At 71.3% G+C, this 16815-nt stretch carries 13 protein-coding genes; 8 read left to right on the top strand and 5 right to left on the bottom strand.

Annotated elements, in window-relative coordinates; genetic code table 11:
• The first annotated feature begins 18 nt into the window (after positions 1 to 18).
• Positions 19 to 4392 (top strand): ThuA domain-containing protein, encoded by a 4374-nt coding sequence (locus ACQEVI_RS28065; protein ID WP_432893323.1) that lies wholly within the window; start codon positions 19 to 21, stop codon positions 4390 to 4392.
• A 204-nt stretch (positions 4393 to 4596) separates the two neighbouring features.
• Entirely contained in the window at positions 4597 to 5271 is a 675-nt protein-coding gene (locus ACQEVI_RS28060) for a hypothetical protein (RefSeq protein WP_432893321.1), read from the top strand.
• Between the two features lie 33 nt (positions 5272 to 5304).
• Here ACQEVI_RS28060 and poxB read toward each other — a convergent pair whose 3' ends face one another.
• On the bottom strand, positions 5305 to 7038 hold the full coding sequence (gene poxB, locus ACQEVI_RS28055) for a ubiquinone-dependent pyruvate dehydrogenase (protein WP_432893319.1): 1734 nt from the start codon (positions 7036 to 7038) through the stop codon (positions 5305 to 5307).
• 181 nt (positions 7039 to 7219) lie between these two features.
• Complete coding sequence (locus tag ACQEVI_RS28050; protein WP_432893316.1) at positions 7220 to 8251, bottom strand: ArsR/SmtB family transcription factor; 1032 nt, start codon at positions 8249 to 8251, stop codon at positions 7220 to 7222.
• An 84-nt stretch (positions 8252 to 8335) separates the two neighbouring features.
• Between ACQEVI_RS28050 and ACQEVI_RS28045 the strand changes: the two genes are divergently transcribed.
• Together ACQEVI_RS28045 and ACQEVI_RS28040 are read left to right on the top strand one after the other, a co-directional pair.
• Positions 8336 to 8719 carry a cupin domain-containing protein gene (locus ACQEVI_RS28045; protein ID WP_432906463.1) on the top strand — a complete coding sequence of 128 codons (384 nt, stop codon included), beginning with the start codon at positions 8336 to 8338 and terminating at the stop codon, positions 8717 to 8719.
• 86 nt (positions 8720 to 8805) lie between these two features.
• Entirely contained in the window at positions 8806 to 9183 is a 378-nt protein-coding gene (locus tag ACQEVI_RS28040; RefSeq protein ID WP_432906461.1) for a YciI family protein, read from the top strand.
• Positions 9184 to 9250: 67 nt separating this feature from the next.
• Here ACQEVI_RS28040 and ACQEVI_RS28035 read toward each other — a convergent pair whose 3' ends face one another.
• A complete protein-coding gene (locus tag ACQEVI_RS28035; protein WP_432906458.1) occupies positions 9251 to 9748 on the bottom strand; it encodes an Lrp/AsnC family transcriptional regulator in 498 nt (165 codons plus the stop codon).
• Positions 9749 to 9864: 116 nt separating this feature from the next.
• On the opposite strand from ACQEVI_RS28035, the gene ACQEVI_RS28030 reads away from it, so the two are divergent.
• The 4 genes from ACQEVI_RS28030 (at position 9865) to ACQEVI_RS28015 (ending at position 15449) form a co-directional block, all read left to right on the top strand.
• Positions 9865 to 10980, top strand: coding sequence for a thiamine pyrophosphate-dependent dehydrogenase E1 component subunit alpha (locus tag ACQEVI_RS28030; RefSeq protein ID WP_432906455.1), 1116 nt, complete (start codon positions 9865 to 9867; stop codon positions 10978 to 10980).
• Positions 10977 to 11981: an alpha-ketoacid dehydrogenase subunit beta gene (locus ACQEVI_RS28025; protein WP_432906452.1), complete on the top strand. Its 1005-nt coding sequence runs from the start codon at positions 10977 to 10979 to the stop codon at positions 11979 to 11981. Before ACQEVI_RS28030 ends, ACQEVI_RS28025 begins: the two co-directional genes overlap by 4 nt.
• Positions 11978 to 13411 carry a dihydrolipoamide acetyltransferase family protein gene (locus ACQEVI_RS28020; protein ID WP_432906449.1) on the top strand — a complete coding sequence of 478 codons (1434 nt, stop codon included), beginning with the start codon at positions 11978 to 11980 and terminating at the stop codon, positions 13409 to 13411. The genes ACQEVI_RS28025 and ACQEVI_RS28020 overlap by 4 nt, the downstream gene beginning before the upstream one ends.
• 229 nt (positions 13412 to 13640) lie before the next feature.
• On the top strand, positions 13641 to 15449 hold the full coding sequence (locus ACQEVI_RS28015; protein ID WP_432906447.1) for a DUF222 domain-containing protein: 1809 nt from the start codon (positions 13641 to 13643) through the stop codon (positions 15447 to 15449).
• 103 nt (positions 15450 to 15552) lie between these two features.
• Here the strand turns inward: ACQEVI_RS28015 and ACQEVI_RS28010 are convergent, their stop codons facing one another.
• Positions 15553 to 16083 (bottom strand): PaaI family thioesterase, encoded by a 531-nt coding sequence (locus ACQEVI_RS28010; RefSeq protein ID WP_432906444.1) that lies wholly within the window; start codon positions 16081 to 16083, stop codon positions 15553 to 15555.
• 4 nt (positions 16084 to 16087) lie between these two features.
• Positions 16088 to 16813: a TetR/AcrR family transcriptional regulator gene (locus ACQEVI_RS28005; RefSeq protein ID WP_432906442.1), complete on the bottom strand. Its 726-nt coding sequence runs from the start codon at positions 16811 to 16813 to the stop codon at positions 16088 to 16090.
• Positions 16814 to 16815 lie beyond the last annotated feature (2 nt).

Below are 16815 nucleotides of genomic sequence, written 5' to 3'. Positions count from 1 at the left end.
CTGCCAGGAGGCAACACGATGACCGCACCACGACGTCCCCGCTGGGGGAGATCCATCGCGGCGCTCGCGATCGGAGCGCTGGCGCTCACGCTCGCGTCCGTCCCGGCCACTGCCGCCGTCGGACACCGGGCCGCCGCGGACAAGAGAGCCGTTGCCGGGCCGGCCGAGGTCCAGGCCGAGGTCGTGCAAGAAGGCAGAGTCCTCATCTTCACGGCCACCACCCAGTACCGGCACGAGGAGGCGATCACGCAGGGCACCCCGGTGCTCGAGGCGGCGTTCGCCGAGGCGGGCATCGAGTCCGACCACACGGAGGACCCGACGGTCTTCAACGACGCCGACCTGGCGCAGTACGACGCGCTGGTCATGTTCCAGGCGTCCGGCGACCCGTGGAACGCCGAGCAGAAGGCCGCGATGGAGCGGTACCAGCAGGCGGGCGGCGGCATCGTCGCCATCCACAACGCGACGGACATGCGCGGCAGCTACGCCTGGTGGGACGAGATGATCGGGGCGCTGATGCCCGGCCACGCCGCCACGGGCTCGAGCCCCGGCCTGCCCGGCACGGTCCGCGTGGAGGACCGCAAGCACCCCTCCACGCAGCACCTGCCGCAGCGCTGGGACCGCGCCGACGAGTGGTACAACTACTCGGCCAACGTGCGCGGCGACGCCCACGTGCTGGCCACGATGGACGAGTCGACCTACGACCCGGGCGGCAACGCCATGGGCTACGACCACCAGATCTCGTGGTGCAAGTACTACGACGGCGGCCGCGCGTGGATGACTGGCATGGGCCACTTCGGCGCGCACTACACGGGGGAGCCGGAGCTGGTGGCGCATATCGTCGGTGGTGTGCAGTGGGCGGCCGGGCTGGCCGCGGGCGACTGCGGCGGCACCGACTGGGGCCAGTTCGAGAAGGTGGCGCTGGACACGAACACGAGCGCGCCCTTCGGGATCGACGTCGCACCCGACGGCCGGGTCTTCTTCACCGAGCTGGTGCGCGGGCAGATCCGGGTGTTCGACCCTCAGGCGCGGACCACGACCACCGCCGTGACGCTCCCGGTGTACTCGGGCGGCGAGGACGGCCTGCTGGGCATCGCGCTCGACGAGGACTTCGCGGAGAACGGCTACCTGTACCAGTACTGGTCGCCCGCGAGCGAGGACGACACGGACCCCGCGAGCTTCCACAACCGGCTTTCCCGGTTCACGGTCACGACGAGCGCCTCGGGGGCGACGACCATCGACCCGGCGTCCGAGAAGGTGCTGCTGGAGGTCCCGGCCCGGCGCCTGCCGGACGAGCCGGGGCACACGGGCGGCGGGGTCGTCGTCGACCACACCAGCGGCGACCTGTACCTCGGCGTCGGCGACGACGTGAACCCGCACTCGGAGCCGTCGGGCGGGTACGCACCCATCTCCGAGCGGGACGGCACCTTCCACGACGCGCGGGCGACGTCCGCCAACACCAACGACCTGCGCGGCAAGGTGCTGCGGATCCATCCCGAGGACGACGGCACCTACTCCGTCCCGGAGGGCAACCTGTTCCCGGAGTCGGAGGACACGCAGGACAAGACGCTGCCCGAGATCTACGCGATGGGCTTCCGCAACCCGTTCCGGTTCGCCATCGACCCGGCCACGGGCAACCTCGGCGTCGCCGACTACTCGCCGGACAGCAACACCGACAACCTGGCGCAGCGCGGCCCCGCGGGCATCGCCGAGTGGAACCTCATCAAGGAGCCCGGCTTCTTCGGCTGGCCGCTCTGCATGGGCGACAACGAGCCGTTCCGGGACGTCGACTACCGGACCAGTCCCGTCACCGTCGGCGAGTTCTTCGACTGCGACGCGCCGGTCAACGACTCGGTGCGGAACACGGGCCTCACGGAGCTGCCCGCGGCCCAGCCGGCGGACCTCTGGTACGGCTACCAGCGGTCGTCGGTGCCGGGTGGGATCAACCAGGGCGGGGGACTGGCGCCGATGGGCGGCCCGTTCTACGACTTCGACCCGGAGCTCGACTCGGACACCAAGTTCCCCGAGTACTACGAGGGCAAGGCGTTCTTCTACGAGTGGGCGCGGAACCAGGTGTTCACCGTGGAGACCACGGACCCGGAGGCGGGAGCTGGCGAGACGGACGTCGAGAAGGTCAACCGGTTCCTGCCGGACGAGGACTTCCTCGCGCCGATCGACGCGAAGTTCGGGCCCGACGGCGCGATGTACGTGCTCGACTGGGGCGGCGGCTTCGGCAGGGACAACCCGAACTCCGGCCTGCACCGCGTCGACTACGTGTCGGGCTCGCGCTCGCCCGAGTCGGTACCGAAGGCGACGCCCGACTCCGGGACCGCGCCGCTGGAGGTGGAGTTCGACGGGACGGGCAGCACCGACCCGGAGGGCGAGAACCTCGCCTACGCGTGGGACTTCGACGGCGACGGCACCACCGACTCGACCGACCCGACGGCGTCGCACACGTACACCGCGGACGGCGTCTACGACGCCCGGCTCACCGTCACCGACCCGGCGGGCAAGGACGGGACCGCCACAGTGCCGATCACGGTGGGCAACACCCGGCCGGAGGTGGACTTCGGGCTCCCGCCGACGGGCTCGTTCTTCGAGTTCGGCGACACGGTCCCGTGGGACGTCTCCGTGACCGACGCCGAGGACTCGCCGGACGGCTCGGCGATCGACGACCAGCGCGTCGTCATCCAGCCGGCCCTGGGGCACGACGCGCACGCGCACCCGTCCGAGCCGCTGCACGGCCGCACGGGCTCCGTGGTGACCGAGCTCGGCGGCGGGCACGGCGAGGGCACCAACCTCTTCTACGTGCTCGACGCGCGCTACGAGGACGACGGCGGCGCGGGCGACATCCCGGCGCTCACCGGCTCGGACACCACCCTCCTGTTCCCCCGGGAGCGGCAGGCCGAGTTCCACACGACCCAGGAGGGCACGACGTCGGCGCCGAGCCGGGACGTCGAGGGCGGCGGGTCCGTCCTCGTCGGCGCCGAGGGCGCCTGGGCGTCCTACGACCCCGTGAGCCTGCGGGGTGTCGACGCCCTGACCCTCCGGGTGGCCTCGGCGTCCGCGGGCACCATCGAGCTTCGGCGCGATGCCCCGGACGGCGACCTGCTCGGCACCGCTCAGATCGTGGCCACCGGCGTCAGCGACTTCCGCGACGTGCGGGTAGTCGTCGACGACCCGGGGGAGAGCTTCGAGCTCTTCCTGGTCTTCCCCGGCCCGGGCGAGCGGCGGCTCAACTTCCTGGAGGCCAACGGCAAGGGCGCGGCAGAGACCACGCGGCCGGAGGTGGCCGTCACGGCACCCGAGGGCGGGGTCGAGCTCGAACCCGGCCAGGTCGACGTCACCGCCGACGCGACGGACGCGGAGAACGCCGTCAGCCAGGTGGAGTTCTTCGCCGACGACACGTCGATCGGCGTCGACGAGACGGCGCCCTACACGGCGCAGTGGGACGTCGCCGCCGACGGCTACTACGAGCTGACGGCCGTGGCGACCAACGACCAGGGGCTCGCGACCACCTCACGGATCGTCGTCGCACAGGTCGGCGACGTGTTCGCCGGGATGCGGACCTTCAGCAACGCGGACGGCGAGTTCGAGCAGCTGTCCACGGGGCGGTACGTCATCGAGTCGGGCGGCGCCAACATGTGGCAGGGCGTCGACCAGTACTCGGCGATCTACCGCGAGGGCACCGACCGGCACTGGACCGCCACCGTACGGATCAACAGCCAGGGCAACTCCCACGGGTCGGCCAAGGCCGGGATCATCGTCCGCAACGACGTGACCCTGCCAGGCTCGTCGCCGGGCTACGCGGCGCTCGGCATCCGGCCGAGCGGCGGGTTCGAGTGGCTGCGCGGCAACGACGCCGGCCAGCTCGTCACGTCGTCGAGCGGCGGTTCGACGGCATACCCGGCCTGGGTGCGGCTCGTGCGCGACGGCGACCTGTACTCGGCCTACCGGAGCTCCGACGGTGAGACGTTCACGCAGATCGGGGAGGCGGAGGCGCTCGCGGGCGCCGCCGACGTGCAGGACGTCGGGCTGTTCGTCACCGCGCACCACGGGTCGAACAGGAGCGCCGTGGAGTTCCAGGACCTCACGTTCGACGACCAGCCGGACCCGCCGCAGATCGAGGTCGCGGCGGCGAGCCGGTGCACCGGCCCGCAGGCACGCGTGAGGGTGAGCGCGACCAATGCGGGCGCTGACCCGGCACTTGTCGAGCTCAGCACCCCGTACGGGAGCAAGACGTACCGGAACGTGCTGCCCGGGGAGACCGTCTCCCGCCAGTTCCGCGCGGGCGCGAGGGCGATCCAGGCGGGGACCGCCACGGTCACCGCGGTCAACGGGCCGCACGAGGTGGTCGTCGGCGAGGGGTACGAGGCCGCGAGCTGTGGCTCGTAGCTGTAGCTGACCGGTTTGCCCGCTGAGAGATCCCGCTGAGAGATGAGGAGCAAGGACGTGCCGAGGACGAGGAGCAGACCGCGGAACACACCGCGCCGCGCGCCGAACGCCGCGGCACGTCCGTCGAGCCGGGGCGGTGCCGGCCGCCCCGGAACCCGGTCGCCGGTGCCCACGGGGCGCCGGCGGCTGGGCCGGGGAGCCGTGGTGGCAGCCGTACTGGCGGCTGTCGCCGTGGCCCTGCTGATGGTGCTGCTGGTGGTGCTGATGGCGCTGCGCCCGTGGGAGGGCGAGGCGTCGTCGGCGGGCGGGTTCGACGTCGACCCCGCCCGCGTGGCGGAGCTGGAGGCCGCGGAGGCGGAGCGGGCCGTCGAGAACCTGTCGGCGGCGGGCGAGCTCGCGGTCTCCGCCCAGGAGCGGCTCCTACCCGTGATGGACGGGCTGTACGAGACTCTGCCGGCCCGTGACGGGTCGGAGGGCGAGCCGACGTCGGACGAGGCGGCGCCGCCGACGTCGGCGGAGCTGGACGAGTGGCGCGCCGTCGTCGACGAGGTAGCCGCGGAGACGGAGGCGCTGCCGACCGGATCGTCCGAGCACAACATCGTCCGCAACGGGCTGATGCTCTCGACCCGGCTGCTGGGCGACACGCTCGACGTCCTCGTGCTGGCGGCAGGTGCCGACGGCGACGGGCGGGACTCGGCGCGGCTGTACGCCGTCGCGGGCGACCTGCGCACGCGGGCGGTGGACGCCTGGGCGGTGGCCGCGGTCCAGCTCGACCTGCAGCACATCGAGGCGGACCGCGGGCACCTGCACGCGTTCCTGCCGCTGCACTCGGGCATGAGCGCCGAGGGCGAGGCGGAGGTGTCGCACGGCGACCACTGAACTGTCCGCGCGGGGTGAGACGGGCCGCCGCGATCAGTCGAACAGCCGCCGGAACACGTTCGTGTCGGCCAGGTCGACCAGCTCGTCGCCGCGCCCCGACAGGATCGTGCGGATCGCGTACAGCGTGAAGCCCTTGACCTGCTGGGCGGTGATCGCGGGCGGGATCGACAGCTCCTGCTGCGCGGTGACGACGTCGACCAGCGCCGGCCCGTCGTGCTCGAACGCGGCCCGCAGCGCGCCCTCGAGGTCGTCCGGCTGCTCGACCCGCTGGCCGTGGATGCCCATCGCGGTGGCGACGTCGGCGAAGCTCGGGTTGTCGAGCTGCGTGCCGAAGTTCACGAAGCCCGCTGCCTTCATCTCCACCTCGACGAAGTTGAGCGAGGAGTTGTTGAACACCACGATCTTCACGGGCAGCTTGTTCTGCCGGACGGTCAGCAGTTCGCCGAGGAGCATCGAGAGACCACCGTCCCCCGACAGGGCGATCACCTGCCGCCCCGGGAGCGCCGACTGGGCGCCGACGGCGTGCGGCACGGCGTTCGCCATCGTGCCGTGGCTGAACGAGCCGATCAGGCGGCGCCTGCCGTTCATCGTCAGGTACCGGGACGCCCAGACGACGGGGGAGCCGACGTCGGGGATGAACACCGCGTCCTCACTGGCCAGCTCGCTCACCAGGCGCGCGACGTACTGCGGGTGGATCGGCTCGCGGTTGCGGTCGTTGTCGGCGAGGTCGTCGAGGTCCTTGCGCGTCCTCGCGTAGTGCTTGAGCGCGGAGTCGAGGTGCTTGCGGTTCGTGTGGTCGTCGAGCAGCGGCAGCAGCGCGTCGATGGTGTCGCCCACGTCGCCCACCAGCCCGAGGTCGACCGGTGTGCGCCGCCCGAGCTGTTCGCCTCGGATGTCGACCTGCACGATCTTCGCCTTGGCCGGGTAGAACTGCTGGTAGGGGAAGTCGGTGCCGAGCATGAGGAGCGCGTCGCAGCTCTCCATGGCGCGGTAGCCCGAGGAGAAGCCCAGCAGGCCGGTCATGCCGACGTCGTACGGGTTGTCGTACTCCAGGAACTCCTTGCCGCGCAGCGCGTGCACCACCGGGGCCTTGAGCCGCTCGGCGATCGCGAGCACCCGCTCGTGGGCGCCCTCGGTGCCCGCGCCGCCCAGGATGGTCACCTTCTTGGCCGCGTTCAGGATCTCGGCGGCCTGCCGCAGCTCGGCGTCGCGCGGGCGGACGACGCTCTGCGCCGCCCGGATCGGCGCGGACTTCCTGCGGCCGGTGCTCTCGGCAAGGAAGATCTCACCGGGGATGACGACGACGGCGACACCCCGCTTCTCGACGGCGGTCCGCATGGCGATCTCGAGCACGCGCGGCAGCTGCTCGGGCATGCTCACCAGCTCGGTGTAGACGCTGCACTCGCGGAACAGGTCCTGCGGGTGCGTCTCCTGGAAGTAGTTGCTGCCGATCTCGGCGCCCGGGATCTGCGCCGCGATCGCGAGCACCGGTACCCGGCTGCGGTGGGCGTCGAAGAGCCCGTTGATCAGGTGCAGGTTGCCCGGCCCGCAGCTTCCTGCGCAGACGGCGAGCTCTCCGGTCAGCGCGGCCTCGGCGGCCGCCGCGAAGGCCGCCGCCTCCTCGTGCCGCACGTGCTGCCAGGCGACGCCGTCGCTGGTCCGGATCGCGTCCGTGAAGCCGTTCAGCGAGTCGCCGGGCAGGCCGTAGACCCGCTCCACGCCGGCGTCCTTGATGATCTCGACGATCGTGTCAGCGACATTGGTCATGATGTGCGCCTCCTGGTCCGCTCGGTCTGTTGCGCCGTCCGTGCGACGTTACCGGCGATGACCGGCTTGTTCATGTCGGGCTGGGCTGTCCAGAAAAAGTGTGCCAAGCGTGCGACGCGGCCAGCCGCGGACGCGCCCGGACCGCAGTCGCCCCAGACCCTGGACACGCCCGGGGCAGGGGTCAGCCGATGCCCGCCAGCGCCTCGCCCAGCGGCGTGCGGGTGTGCAGGACGCGGACGCCGTTGCGGCGGCTGTCGATCAGGCCGGCGTCCCGCAGGACGGTGAGGTGGTGCGACGCCGTCGACACCGCGAGCTCGGTCAGTGCCGCGCACTCGGAGGTCGACAGGGGCTGCTGGAGCTCGAGGACGAGGCGGGCGCGGGTCGGCCCGAGCAGGGCGGAGAGCGCGGCGAGGGCGTCCGCGCCGTCGCGGTGCCAGGTCTCGGACACCCCGTGGGCCGGGTAGAAGATCGTCGGCTGTGCGGGGCGCTCGGTCAGCACGGCGCAGCCGCGCGTCGCCATCATGACCGACGGGACGAGCACCAGGCCGGTGCCGCCGCAGTCGACGATCTCCTCGTGCCGGCTCATCTGGACGCGCACTATCTCGTCGGCCCAGGTCACCGTGGAGTGCAGGGTGCTCGCCATCTCCGCGAGCCCGGCGTCGCTGCTGCGGCGTGCGCGGACACCGATGTCGGCCCGCAGCAGGCGGAGCATCTGCGGCCAGACAGGCGCGAGCAGCGTGTCCCAGACCTCTTGCCAGGCCTCGACGATCACCCTCCGGGCGTGGTCCGGTGCCGCGATCAGGTCGCGGATCTCCTGCTGCCGGGCGCCGGTCGAGCGAAGCACCATCTTCTCCAGGTCGAACCGGAGCCGTTCGTCGGGGACCTGACGCAGCCGTTCGGCCTCTTCCTCGGGAGTCATGTCGCCCGACGGCGTCGCGGTGAGGAAGTCGGGCATGTAGCCCTCGACGCCGCTGATGACCGCCATCAGGCGAAAGGCTTCGGTGGGTGGCTTGCCGCTGCTCTGTGCACCGCCCTGGGCGCTGCCCTGAATGCCAGCCTGGACGCTGCGGAACCAGCCCCAGTGCAGCGGCGCGCTCTGCGGGCGAAGGATGGTGCGCACGGCGTGCACGAGCTCATGACCGGGGGAGATGCCGAACCGCACCGCTGAGATGTCGCTGGAGCCGAGCCGGAACTCGACGAACTTTCGATCCACGTCGAAAGCGTAGTCAGTGGGTGCGCGGGCGGCGGAGAGTAGGGCTCATCAGGACGCAGCCTTCACCGAGAGGAAGTACCCACCATGAACAGCTCCGCAGCCGCCGCCGCCACTGCCGCCGCCCCCGCGGCGATCCCCGCCGACGACATCCGCATCGGCGAGAGCCGCACCCTCCGGTTCGAGGGCGCCCGGTACGGGTCGAACGTGTCGTTCTTCCTCGTCACGTCGGACCCCGGGCAGGGTCCGGGCCTGCACCGCCACCCCTACGACGAGACCTGGTCGGTGCTCGAGGGCGAGGCGACCATCGTCGTCGGCGACCGGACGTTCGTGGCCCGGGCCGGCGACACCGCCGTCGCACCCGCCGACACCTGGCACCGCTTCACCAACACCGGCGCCGGGACGCTCCGGATCGTCTGCATCCACGCTTCCGCGGTGATGATCCAGGAGAACGCGTCCGAGGACAGATGAGTTTCCTCGTCCCGTCTCGTCAGCAACACCAGTAGTCAGAGCGATAGTCAGACCCACAGCCAGACCGAACAGAACGGAGCAGTCCCATGACCCAGTACTTCCTGACCCTCCCGCACGACAGCGCAGAGGAGCCGACGATGGAGTCGATGCAGGAGATGGATCCGGCCGAGCTGGAGGCGGTGTTCGCCGCCGTCGGCGCCTTCAACACCGCGCTGACCGAGTCCGGGGCACTCGTCACAGCGGGCGGCCTGCAGCCGCCGTCGACGGCGATCACCGTCAACGCCTCGGGTGGCGACGTGGAGCGCGTCCCTGGTCCGTTCGTGGAAGCGCCGGAGTACGTGGGTGGCTTCTGGATCATCGACGTCGCCGACGAGGAGACCGCGCTCGGCTGGGCCGAGAAGGCCTCCGCCGCCCTCCAGTCCCGCATCGAGGTCCGCGCCCTCCAGGAGGCCCCGGACCAGTAAGCCCCGCACCCGTTGAGTGCTGGGTATTCGCCCTCAAGAAGGACCTGAGGGGGCGAATACCCAGCACTCAACGGTGTCGTGGGTCTGGGGGTGCGGCGACCGGGGACGGGCCCGCGGGGATCGGCTCCTCGAAGACCAGCAGCGTGTGCGTGTTCAGGATGCCCTTCATGCCCTGGATCTGGTCCAGGATCAGGTGCCGCAGGTCGGCGTTGTCCCGGGCGCGGACCAGCAGGACGAGGTCGAACTCCCCGCCGACCAGCCCGATGTGGTCGACGCCGCGCAGGGTGCGCAGCTCCTCGCGGACCGAACGCCACTCCGCCTGCTCCAGGTTGACCGTGACGTAGGCCGACGTGCCGAGCCCGGCGAGCACCGGGTCGATGTCCGCGCTGTACCCGCGGATGACTCCGCTGGACTCCAGCCGCTGCACCCGCGCGTACGCGTTGGCCCGCGAGATGTGCAGCTTCTCGGCCAGCGATCGCATGGACATCCGGCCGTCGTGACGAAGCTCGTCGACGATGCGTTGATCGACGTCGTCGAGGCCTGGTGCCACTTGTCTCGCAGCCACGCCCTCAGCCCCTTCGCCGCTGGACATTTGGATCGCATTACCTGCGCATTGCTGGACGGTTTCTCGGATCCTCGCCGTTGATGGATTCCGAATAGAACCTTGACGAGTATATATCTATGACAAGTGACGTGGAGCGCATGTTGCCGTCGAAGACGCCGGTCATGCTGCTCGGTCCGGACGGCCGTCCGACGCCCGCCGGCGCCGCGCACCTGCCCGCGGCCGACGAGCTGCTCCGGGGCTTCGCGGGCATGGTCGCCGCCCGTCGGTTCAACGACCAGGCCAGTGCGCTCGTCCGGCAGGGACGTCTCGCGGTCTATCCCTCCTCCCACGGCCAGGAGGCGTGCCAGGTCGCCGCCGCGCAGGTGCTCGATCGCGAGGACTGGCTCTTCCCGACCTACCGCGACACCGCCGCCGTCGTCGCGCGAGGAGGCGACCCGGTCGAGGTGCTCGGCCTGCTCAAGGGCGACTGGCACTCGGGGTACGACCCCTACGAGCTGCGCGTCGGGCCCCTGACGACGCCGCTCGCCACCCAGCTCCCGCACGCTGTCGGGGTGGCGCACGCGGCCCGGCTGCGCGGGGAGCGCACCGTCGTGCTGGCGATGTGCGGCGACGGCGCCACGAGCGAGGGTGACTTCCACGAGGCGCTGAACTTCGCCGCCGTCTTCCACGCGCCCGTCGTCTTCTTCGTCCAGAACAACCAGTACGCGATCTCGGTGCCGCTGGCCAGGCAGTCGGTCGCCCCGTCGCTGGCGCACAAGGGTGTGGGCTACGGCATCCCCGGGGAGCAGGTGGACGGCAACGATCTCGCTGCCCTCCTCGACGTCCTGTCCGGGGCGGTCGAGCGGGCGCGGGCAGGGGAGGGGCCTCAGCTCGTCGAGGGGCGCACGTACCGGATCCAGGCCCACACCAACGCCGACGACGCCACCCGCTACCGCGCCGACGACGAGGTCACCGCCTGGGCGGCCAAGGACCCGCTGGTGCGGCTCGACGCCTACCTCCGCGCCGAGGGCATCCTCGACGACGCCCGCGCCGCAGCCTTCACCGAGGCCGCCGAGGAGGTCGCCCGGCGCACCCGGGACGGCATGAACCGGGACGTCGAGCCGGACCCCGACGACCTGTTCCGCTTCGTCTACTCGCGGCCGACGCCGCAGCTGGCGGAGCAGCTCGCGGTCGTGCACGACGAGCTGCTCCGGGACACGTCGAGCCGAACCGAACCGGAGGCCCACCGATGACCACCACCGCCGTCGCCCACGAGACGCTCAGCACCGCGCAGGCGATCAACCGGGCGCTGCACGACGCGATGACCGAGGACCCTTCGGTGCTGGTGCTCGGCGAGGACGTCGGCCCGCTCGGCGGCGTGTTCCGGGTCACCGACGGCCTCACCGCGACATTCGGCGAGGACCGCTGCTTCGACACCCCGCTCGCGGAGGCCGGCATCGCGGGTTTCGCCGTCGGCCTGGCCATGAACGGCATGCGTCCCGTGATCGAGATGCAGTTCGACGCCTTCGCCTATCCCGCGTTCGAGCAGGTCGTGAGCCACATCGCCAAGATGCGGAACCGCACGCGGGGCCGCGTCGAGCTGCCGCTGGTCATCCGGGTCCCGTACGCGGGCGGCATCGGCGGGGTCGAGCACCACTGCGACTCGTCGGAGGCGTACTACGCGCACACGCCGGGCCTGCACGTCGTCGCGCCGTCGAACCCCCCGGACGCCTACTCGCTGCTGCGCGAGGCGATCGCCTCGCCGGACCCGGTGGTCTTCCTCGAGCCGAAGAAGCTCTACTGGGCGAAGGGCGACGTCGCTCTGGGCGGCGACCGCGAGCCGGGCATCGGCACGGCGGTGGTCCGGCGGCAGGGCACCGACGCGACCCTCATCGCGTACGGGCCTGCCGTGCCGATCGCCCTCGAGGCCGCCGAGGAGGCCGCGCGCGAGGGCCGCAGCCTGCAGGTCGTCGACCTGCGCTCGATAGTGCCGTTCGACGACGCCACGGTCTGCGCGGCCGTCGAGTCGACGGGACGCGCCGTCGTCGTCGCCGAGGCCACGGGTTTCGCGAGCGTCGCGTCCGAGATCGCCGCCCGAGTGAGCGAACGCTGCTTCCACTCGCTGTCGGCGCCGGTGCGGCGCGTGACCGGGTTCGACATCCCGTACCCGCCGCCCAAGCTCGAGCACCTGCAGCTGCCGTCGGTCGACCGGATCCTCGACGCCGTCGACGACCTCCAGTGGGAGGACGCATGACCACCACCGCGACCGAGCAGACCTTCCTGCTGCCCGACCTCGGCGAGGGGCTGACCGAGGCCTCCGTGGTGCAGTGGCTGGTCGCGGCAGGTGACGTCGTCACGGTGGACCAGCCAGTGGTGGAGGTCGAGACGGCCAAGTCCGTCGTCGAGGTGCCCAGCCCGTACGCGGGCCGGGTCGAGGTGCTGCACGCCGCGGAGGGGGAGCTCGTCGAGGTGGGCAGGCCGCTGATCACGATCGCTGTCGCCGTGGCGGCTGTGGCGGCGGCTGTGCCGGGAGGGATGGACGGCGCCGAGACCGCCGACGGGGTGGCCGCCGAGACCTACCGCGAGGAGGAACGGGCGGGCTCCGGCAACGTGCTCATCGGGTACGGGACCTCTGCGCATCCAGGTTCGGGTCGACGGCGCCGACCACGGGCTGGCCGGTCGACGACGCCCGACCTCACTGCGGCGCCCGGTGCCGCTGCGACTTCGGGTGGTGGCCCGGTGAAGGTGATCTCGCCGATCGTCCGGCGGCTCGCCCGCGAGGCGGGGCTGGACCTGCGCGCGATCGCGCCGTCCGGAGCCGGCGGGGTCGTCACCAGGTCCGATGTGTGGACGGCCATCGAGCAGGCGCGGCAGGGGCCGGTGTCGGCACCTGCCGTGGCTGGTGTCGCGAATTCGGTGAAGGCCCCGGCGCACGCCTCGGCCGCCGTCGGGCCGAGGGCTTCTTCCGCCGTCCTGTCGAGCACTCCCGCCAGCGGTGAGCAGCGGATCCCGCTCAGCGGCTTCCAGAAGACGGCGGCCAAGGTGCTGTCGCGGAGCCGTGCGGAGATCCCCGAGGCGACGGTCTGGGTCGACGTCGACGCGACCGCGCTCTGGAGCCTGCGCGAGGCCGCCCGCACTCCCGACGACCCGGGGCCAGGCCTGCTCGCCTACGTCGCGCGGTTCGTCGTCGCCGGGCTCAAGGAGTACCCGGTGCTCAACTCCCGGCTCGACGTGGAGCGCGACGAGATCGTCCTGCCCGGCGTCATCAACCTCGGCGTCGCCGTCCAGGGGCAGCACGGGCTGGTCGTCCCGGCAGTGCTCGACGCCGGCTCGATGACCACCACCGAGCTCGACGTGGCCCTCCGCGACCTCGTCGCACGCGCCCGTATCGGCAAGGCGACCACCGAGGAGCTCACGGCGGGGACGTTCACGCTGAACAACTACGGCGGGTTCCGTGTCGACGGCAGCGCGGCGATCATCAACCACCCGCAGGTCGCGATGCTGGGCCTCGGCCGCATCATCGACCGCCCGTGGGTGGTCGACGGCGAGATCGTGGCGCGCAAGATCACGCAGATGTCCTTCGTCTTCGACCACCGGGTCTGCGACGGCGGGACCGCGGCGGGCTTCATGCGTTCCGTCGCCGACGCCATCGAGAACCCTGCCGCGGCGATCGTGCGGCTCTGACGGCGTGCCGCTGAGCTGTGCCCCTGAGCTGTGGTGCTCGGCGGTGTGGTCGGCGTGGGTTGCTGGTTTCCATAGCGCGCCGGGATGGTCCGCGGAGGTCCGAAGAGGCGTCCACCTGGTGCTCTGAAGAGTTATCCACAGATTTGAGTTCCGGCGCGCGAATAGCACGAGCGTTCGAGATGATAGATGCACTGAGAGAGTGAGAACTAGAGATAGTCAGGGGGTGGGCATGATGGAGCAGACGACGAACAGCGGTCCCGCTGGTGACCCGCCTCCTGCTGCGGCCTCGATCGAGGACGTGCTGGCCCTGCTGGAGAAGACGGTCGATGAGCTGACCACCCAGACCAGCCCGGAGACCCTGACCGGCTGGGACGCCCCGAGCATCGGCCGCCTGGTCGAAGCGCACACGCGGATCCGTCGGCTGACCGGCCGTCTGGACGGTGTCCGGTACACCCTGCTGCCCCGGATCGAGGACGAGGGTTCCTGGCGCTCGGGTGGCATGACGCGTACGTTCACGTCCTGGCTGCGCCTGCGTGAAGGGATCTCCGCGCGCACGGCCGGTAAGGACATGACGATCGCGCGGCGTCTCGCGACGGCGCTGCCCGCCACCCGGGAGCGCCTGGTCGCCGGAACCCTCGGTGTGGACCACGCCCGCGTGATGACGGAGGTCGCGCCCACGAGCGAGACGCGTACGGATGCGTTGGCGTGGTTGATCGATACCCGTACCGGGCACACCACCACCCCGGAACAGTTCGTGCAGAGCGTCCCGGTCGACTTCCCCGACCCCGCAGACGACCCGGACGGGGCACGGGCCCGGGAGCTGGTCACCCAGGTCCTGGAGACCGCGGTCACCGAGGGGACCCTGGTCACGGGTGAGGGCATCGTGCTGCGTGAGGCGGGTGTGTTGAACGCGGACCAGTTCCGCACGGTCGCGCGCCGGTTCGCGACCGTGACCGACCCGGACACCGACGACATTGATGACGACAAGGCAGCCCGCGGTGAGTTCTTCGACCTGGCCAAGACGTTCGGCGGGTACCACGTGGCCGGGTTCCTCACCGACGAGCACGGTCTGCAGCTCACCACCGCGATCAACGCGATGATCGGCGCACCCTCAGCCGAAGACACCCGGACCACGACCCAGCGCCGCGCACAAGGCCTCGCCGACATCGCCCGGGTGGTGCTGGACACGAACCAGGCCTCCCCAGGGGCAGCGATCGCCCCGCACCTGAACGTGACGGTGTCCTGGAACGAGTTCGTCACCCAGGTCACCCGCACCCGCGACGGCCTGTGCCTGTCCTGCGGGCAGACCCGACCCGGCTCCACGACCCGACCAGACGCAACGAGTGCAACGGGTGCCGCAGGCACAGCGGGTACCGCAGGCACCGACACAGCCAGTCCGACGGCAGTGGCCGGATTGCTGACGTCTGGTGGTCCCGTGTTCACCGAGACCGGAGGGCGTGCCCCACGCGCGTTGGTGCGCCGCCTGGCGTGTCACAGTGCGGTGACCCGGATCGTGTTCGGACCCGACGGCGCCGTCCTGGACGTCGGACGCGCCCAACGCACCGTGACAGGACAGATGCGACGCGCCGTCATCGCGAGGGACCAGCACTGCGTCTGGCCCGGATGTGACCAACCACCCTCCCGGTGCGAGGTCCACCACGCGATCACCCACTGGGCCGATGGTGGAGGCACGTCGGTGACCAACAGTGCCCTGCTGTGCTGGTACCACCATCAGCTCGTCGACTCCAAGGGCATCACCATGCACTGGACCGGCAAGCCCCCGGCCGACAACACAGCAAACACCCTGCTGGAGACCGGGTGGGCCTTCACCGACGCCCGCGGACACCGCATCCGCCTCCCCGAACCCATCGAAGCCCCACCACCACGCGACACCGACCCGACCACCGAGCCGACGCTACCCATCGAAGCCGACCGACCGGCCGGCCGAACCTGGCGTGACCCGACCGGCCCGATCCCGCTGCCAAGCCCACCGAGCCCACCAGACCACCTCACCCGGCAGTTCCGCCTGGCCTGCTAGTTCACCAGCCTGACCAGCCGCCTGACCGGCCGGTCGGATGGGCCGGACCTGGCAGGCGGCTGACGACGAGCTCAGATCCGTCGGCAGTACAACCCGAACGGCGTCAGCGTGGCTCGATCAGCTGGTTCGTGATGCGAGCCGTGCAGATGCGCCGGCCCTGATCGTCTGTCACGACGATCTCGTGCGACGTGGTCGTTCGGCCGAGGTGAACCGGCATCGCCGTGCCGGTCAGGATCCCGTCCGTCGCGCCCCGGTGATGCGTGATGTTCAGGTCCACGCCTGCGCACACCTTGCCCAGCGCGCTCGCGTGGATCAGTGCGCACCAGGATCCCAGCGCCTCAGCGAATGCCGCCGTCGCGCCGCCGTGCAGGCGACCCAGCGACTGGGTGTTGCCCGCCACCGGCATGGTGGCCACCACCCGCCGCGCCGACTGCTCCAGCACACGGATACCCAGCTTCTCGTCGAGCGCGCCCAGCGTGATCGTCCATGGCTTCGGCGCCCGGTCGCTCACCGCCATGTCGCTCGCTGCGCTGTCATCCTCTGTCTCGCTACTGGTCACGCGGCCGCTGGTGCCACCGTCGCTAGCCGCCCCGCTACTGGTCAGACGGTCACCGGTGCTTTGGTCGCTGGTCATGCCGTCACCGTACGACGCCGCCCCGCGCCGGACCCAGGCCCTCGAAGAGCACGCTGGAGATCGTGCCGGCGAGCGCGTCGGCATCGAGCGGACCGCCGGGCCGGTACCAGTCGGCGAGGGAGTTGACCATGCCGAAGATGAGCCGGCTGATGACCTCGGGGTCGACGTCGCCGCGCAGGTCGCCCTCCGCGGCGGACTGCCGGACGAGCACGGCGAGGCGTTCGTCGATGTGCCTGCGTCGTTCCATCGCCGACCGCTCCAGGTCGCTGTTGCCCCGGACGCGCAGCAGCAGCGTGACGGCGGGCAGGTTGTCGGCGAGGATGCGCACGGCCGCCTCGACGGTGGTCCGCAGGCGCACGGAGCTGGGCTCGCCGTCCGTCGCGACCGCCGCGACCTCGACCGCCTCGCTCAGTCCCTCCAGCGCCTCGTCGAGGGCCGCCGCGAGCAGCGCCTCCTTGCTGACGAAGTGGTGGTAGACCGCCGACTTGGTGACGTCCAGCTCGGCGGCCAGGTCGCTGATCGACGTCGCGTCGTACCCGCGCTGGTTGAAGAGCGCGATCGCCGTTCGGAGCACCGCCTCGCGGTCGTGCCCCGGACGCCCGCGCGGACGTCGGGCGGGCGTGCCCGCCGCCGTGCCCGTCGCCGCTGTGCCCGTCGCTGTGCCCGTCGCTGTGCCCGTCGCCGCCGCGTCCGTCGACATCGAGTCTGCCGCCGTCGCGTCTGTGGTCATGA

Origin of the sequence: Promicromonospora sp. CA-289599 (assembly GCF_050936155.1) — a bacterium.
GTDB lineage: Bacteria > Actinomycetota > Actinomycetes > Actinomycetales > Cellulomonadaceae > Promicromonospora.
The sequence above is the reverse complement of the archived record's forward strand: the minus strand, read 5'-3'. Positions and strand labels throughout refer to the sequence as shown.

What these genes read in the sequence shown, in the direction of transcription:
- ACQEVI_RS28065 (WP_432893323.1), top strand. Translation starts at nt 19, where the DNA reads ATGACCGCACCACGACGTCCCCGCTGGGGGAGATCCATCGCGGCGCTC.
- poxB (WP_432893319.1), bottom strand. Translation starts at nt 7,038, where the DNA reads ATGACCAATGTCGCTGACACGATCGTCGAGATCATCAAGGACGCCGGC.
- ACQEVI_RS28045 (WP_432906463.1), top strand. Translation starts at nt 8,336, where the DNA reads ATGAACAGCTCCGCAGCCGCCGCCGCCACTGCCGCCGCCCCCGCGGCG.
- ACQEVI_RS28040 (WP_432906461.1), top strand. Translation starts at nt 8,806, where the DNA reads ATGACCCAGTACTTCCTGACCCTCCCGCACGACAGCGCAGAGGAGCCG.
- ACQEVI_RS28030 (WP_432906455.1), top strand. Translation starts at nt 9,865, where the DNA reads ATGACAAGTGACGTGGAGCGCATGTTGCCGTCGAAGACGCCGGTCATG.
- ACQEVI_RS28025 (WP_432906452.1), top strand. Translation starts at nt 10,977, where the DNA reads ATGACCACCACCGCCGTCGCCCACGAGACGCTCAGCACCGCGCAGGCG.
- ACQEVI_RS28020 (WP_432906449.1), top strand. Translation starts at nt 11,978, where the DNA reads ATGACCACCACCGCGACCGAGCAGACCTTCCTGCTGCCCGACCTCGGC.
- ACQEVI_RS28015 (WP_432906447.1), top strand. Translation starts at nt 13,641, where the DNA reads ATGATGGAGCAGACGACGAACAGCGGTCCCGCTGGTGACCCGCCTCCT.
- ACQEVI_RS28010 (WP_432906444.1), bottom strand. Translation starts at nt 16,083, where the DNA reads ATGACCAGCGACCAAAGCACCGGTGACCGTCTGACCAGTAGCGGGGCG.
- ACQEVI_RS28005 (WP_432906442.1), bottom strand. Translation starts at nt 16,813, where the DNA reads ATGACCACAGACGCGACGGCGGCAGACTCGATGTCGACGGACGCGGCG.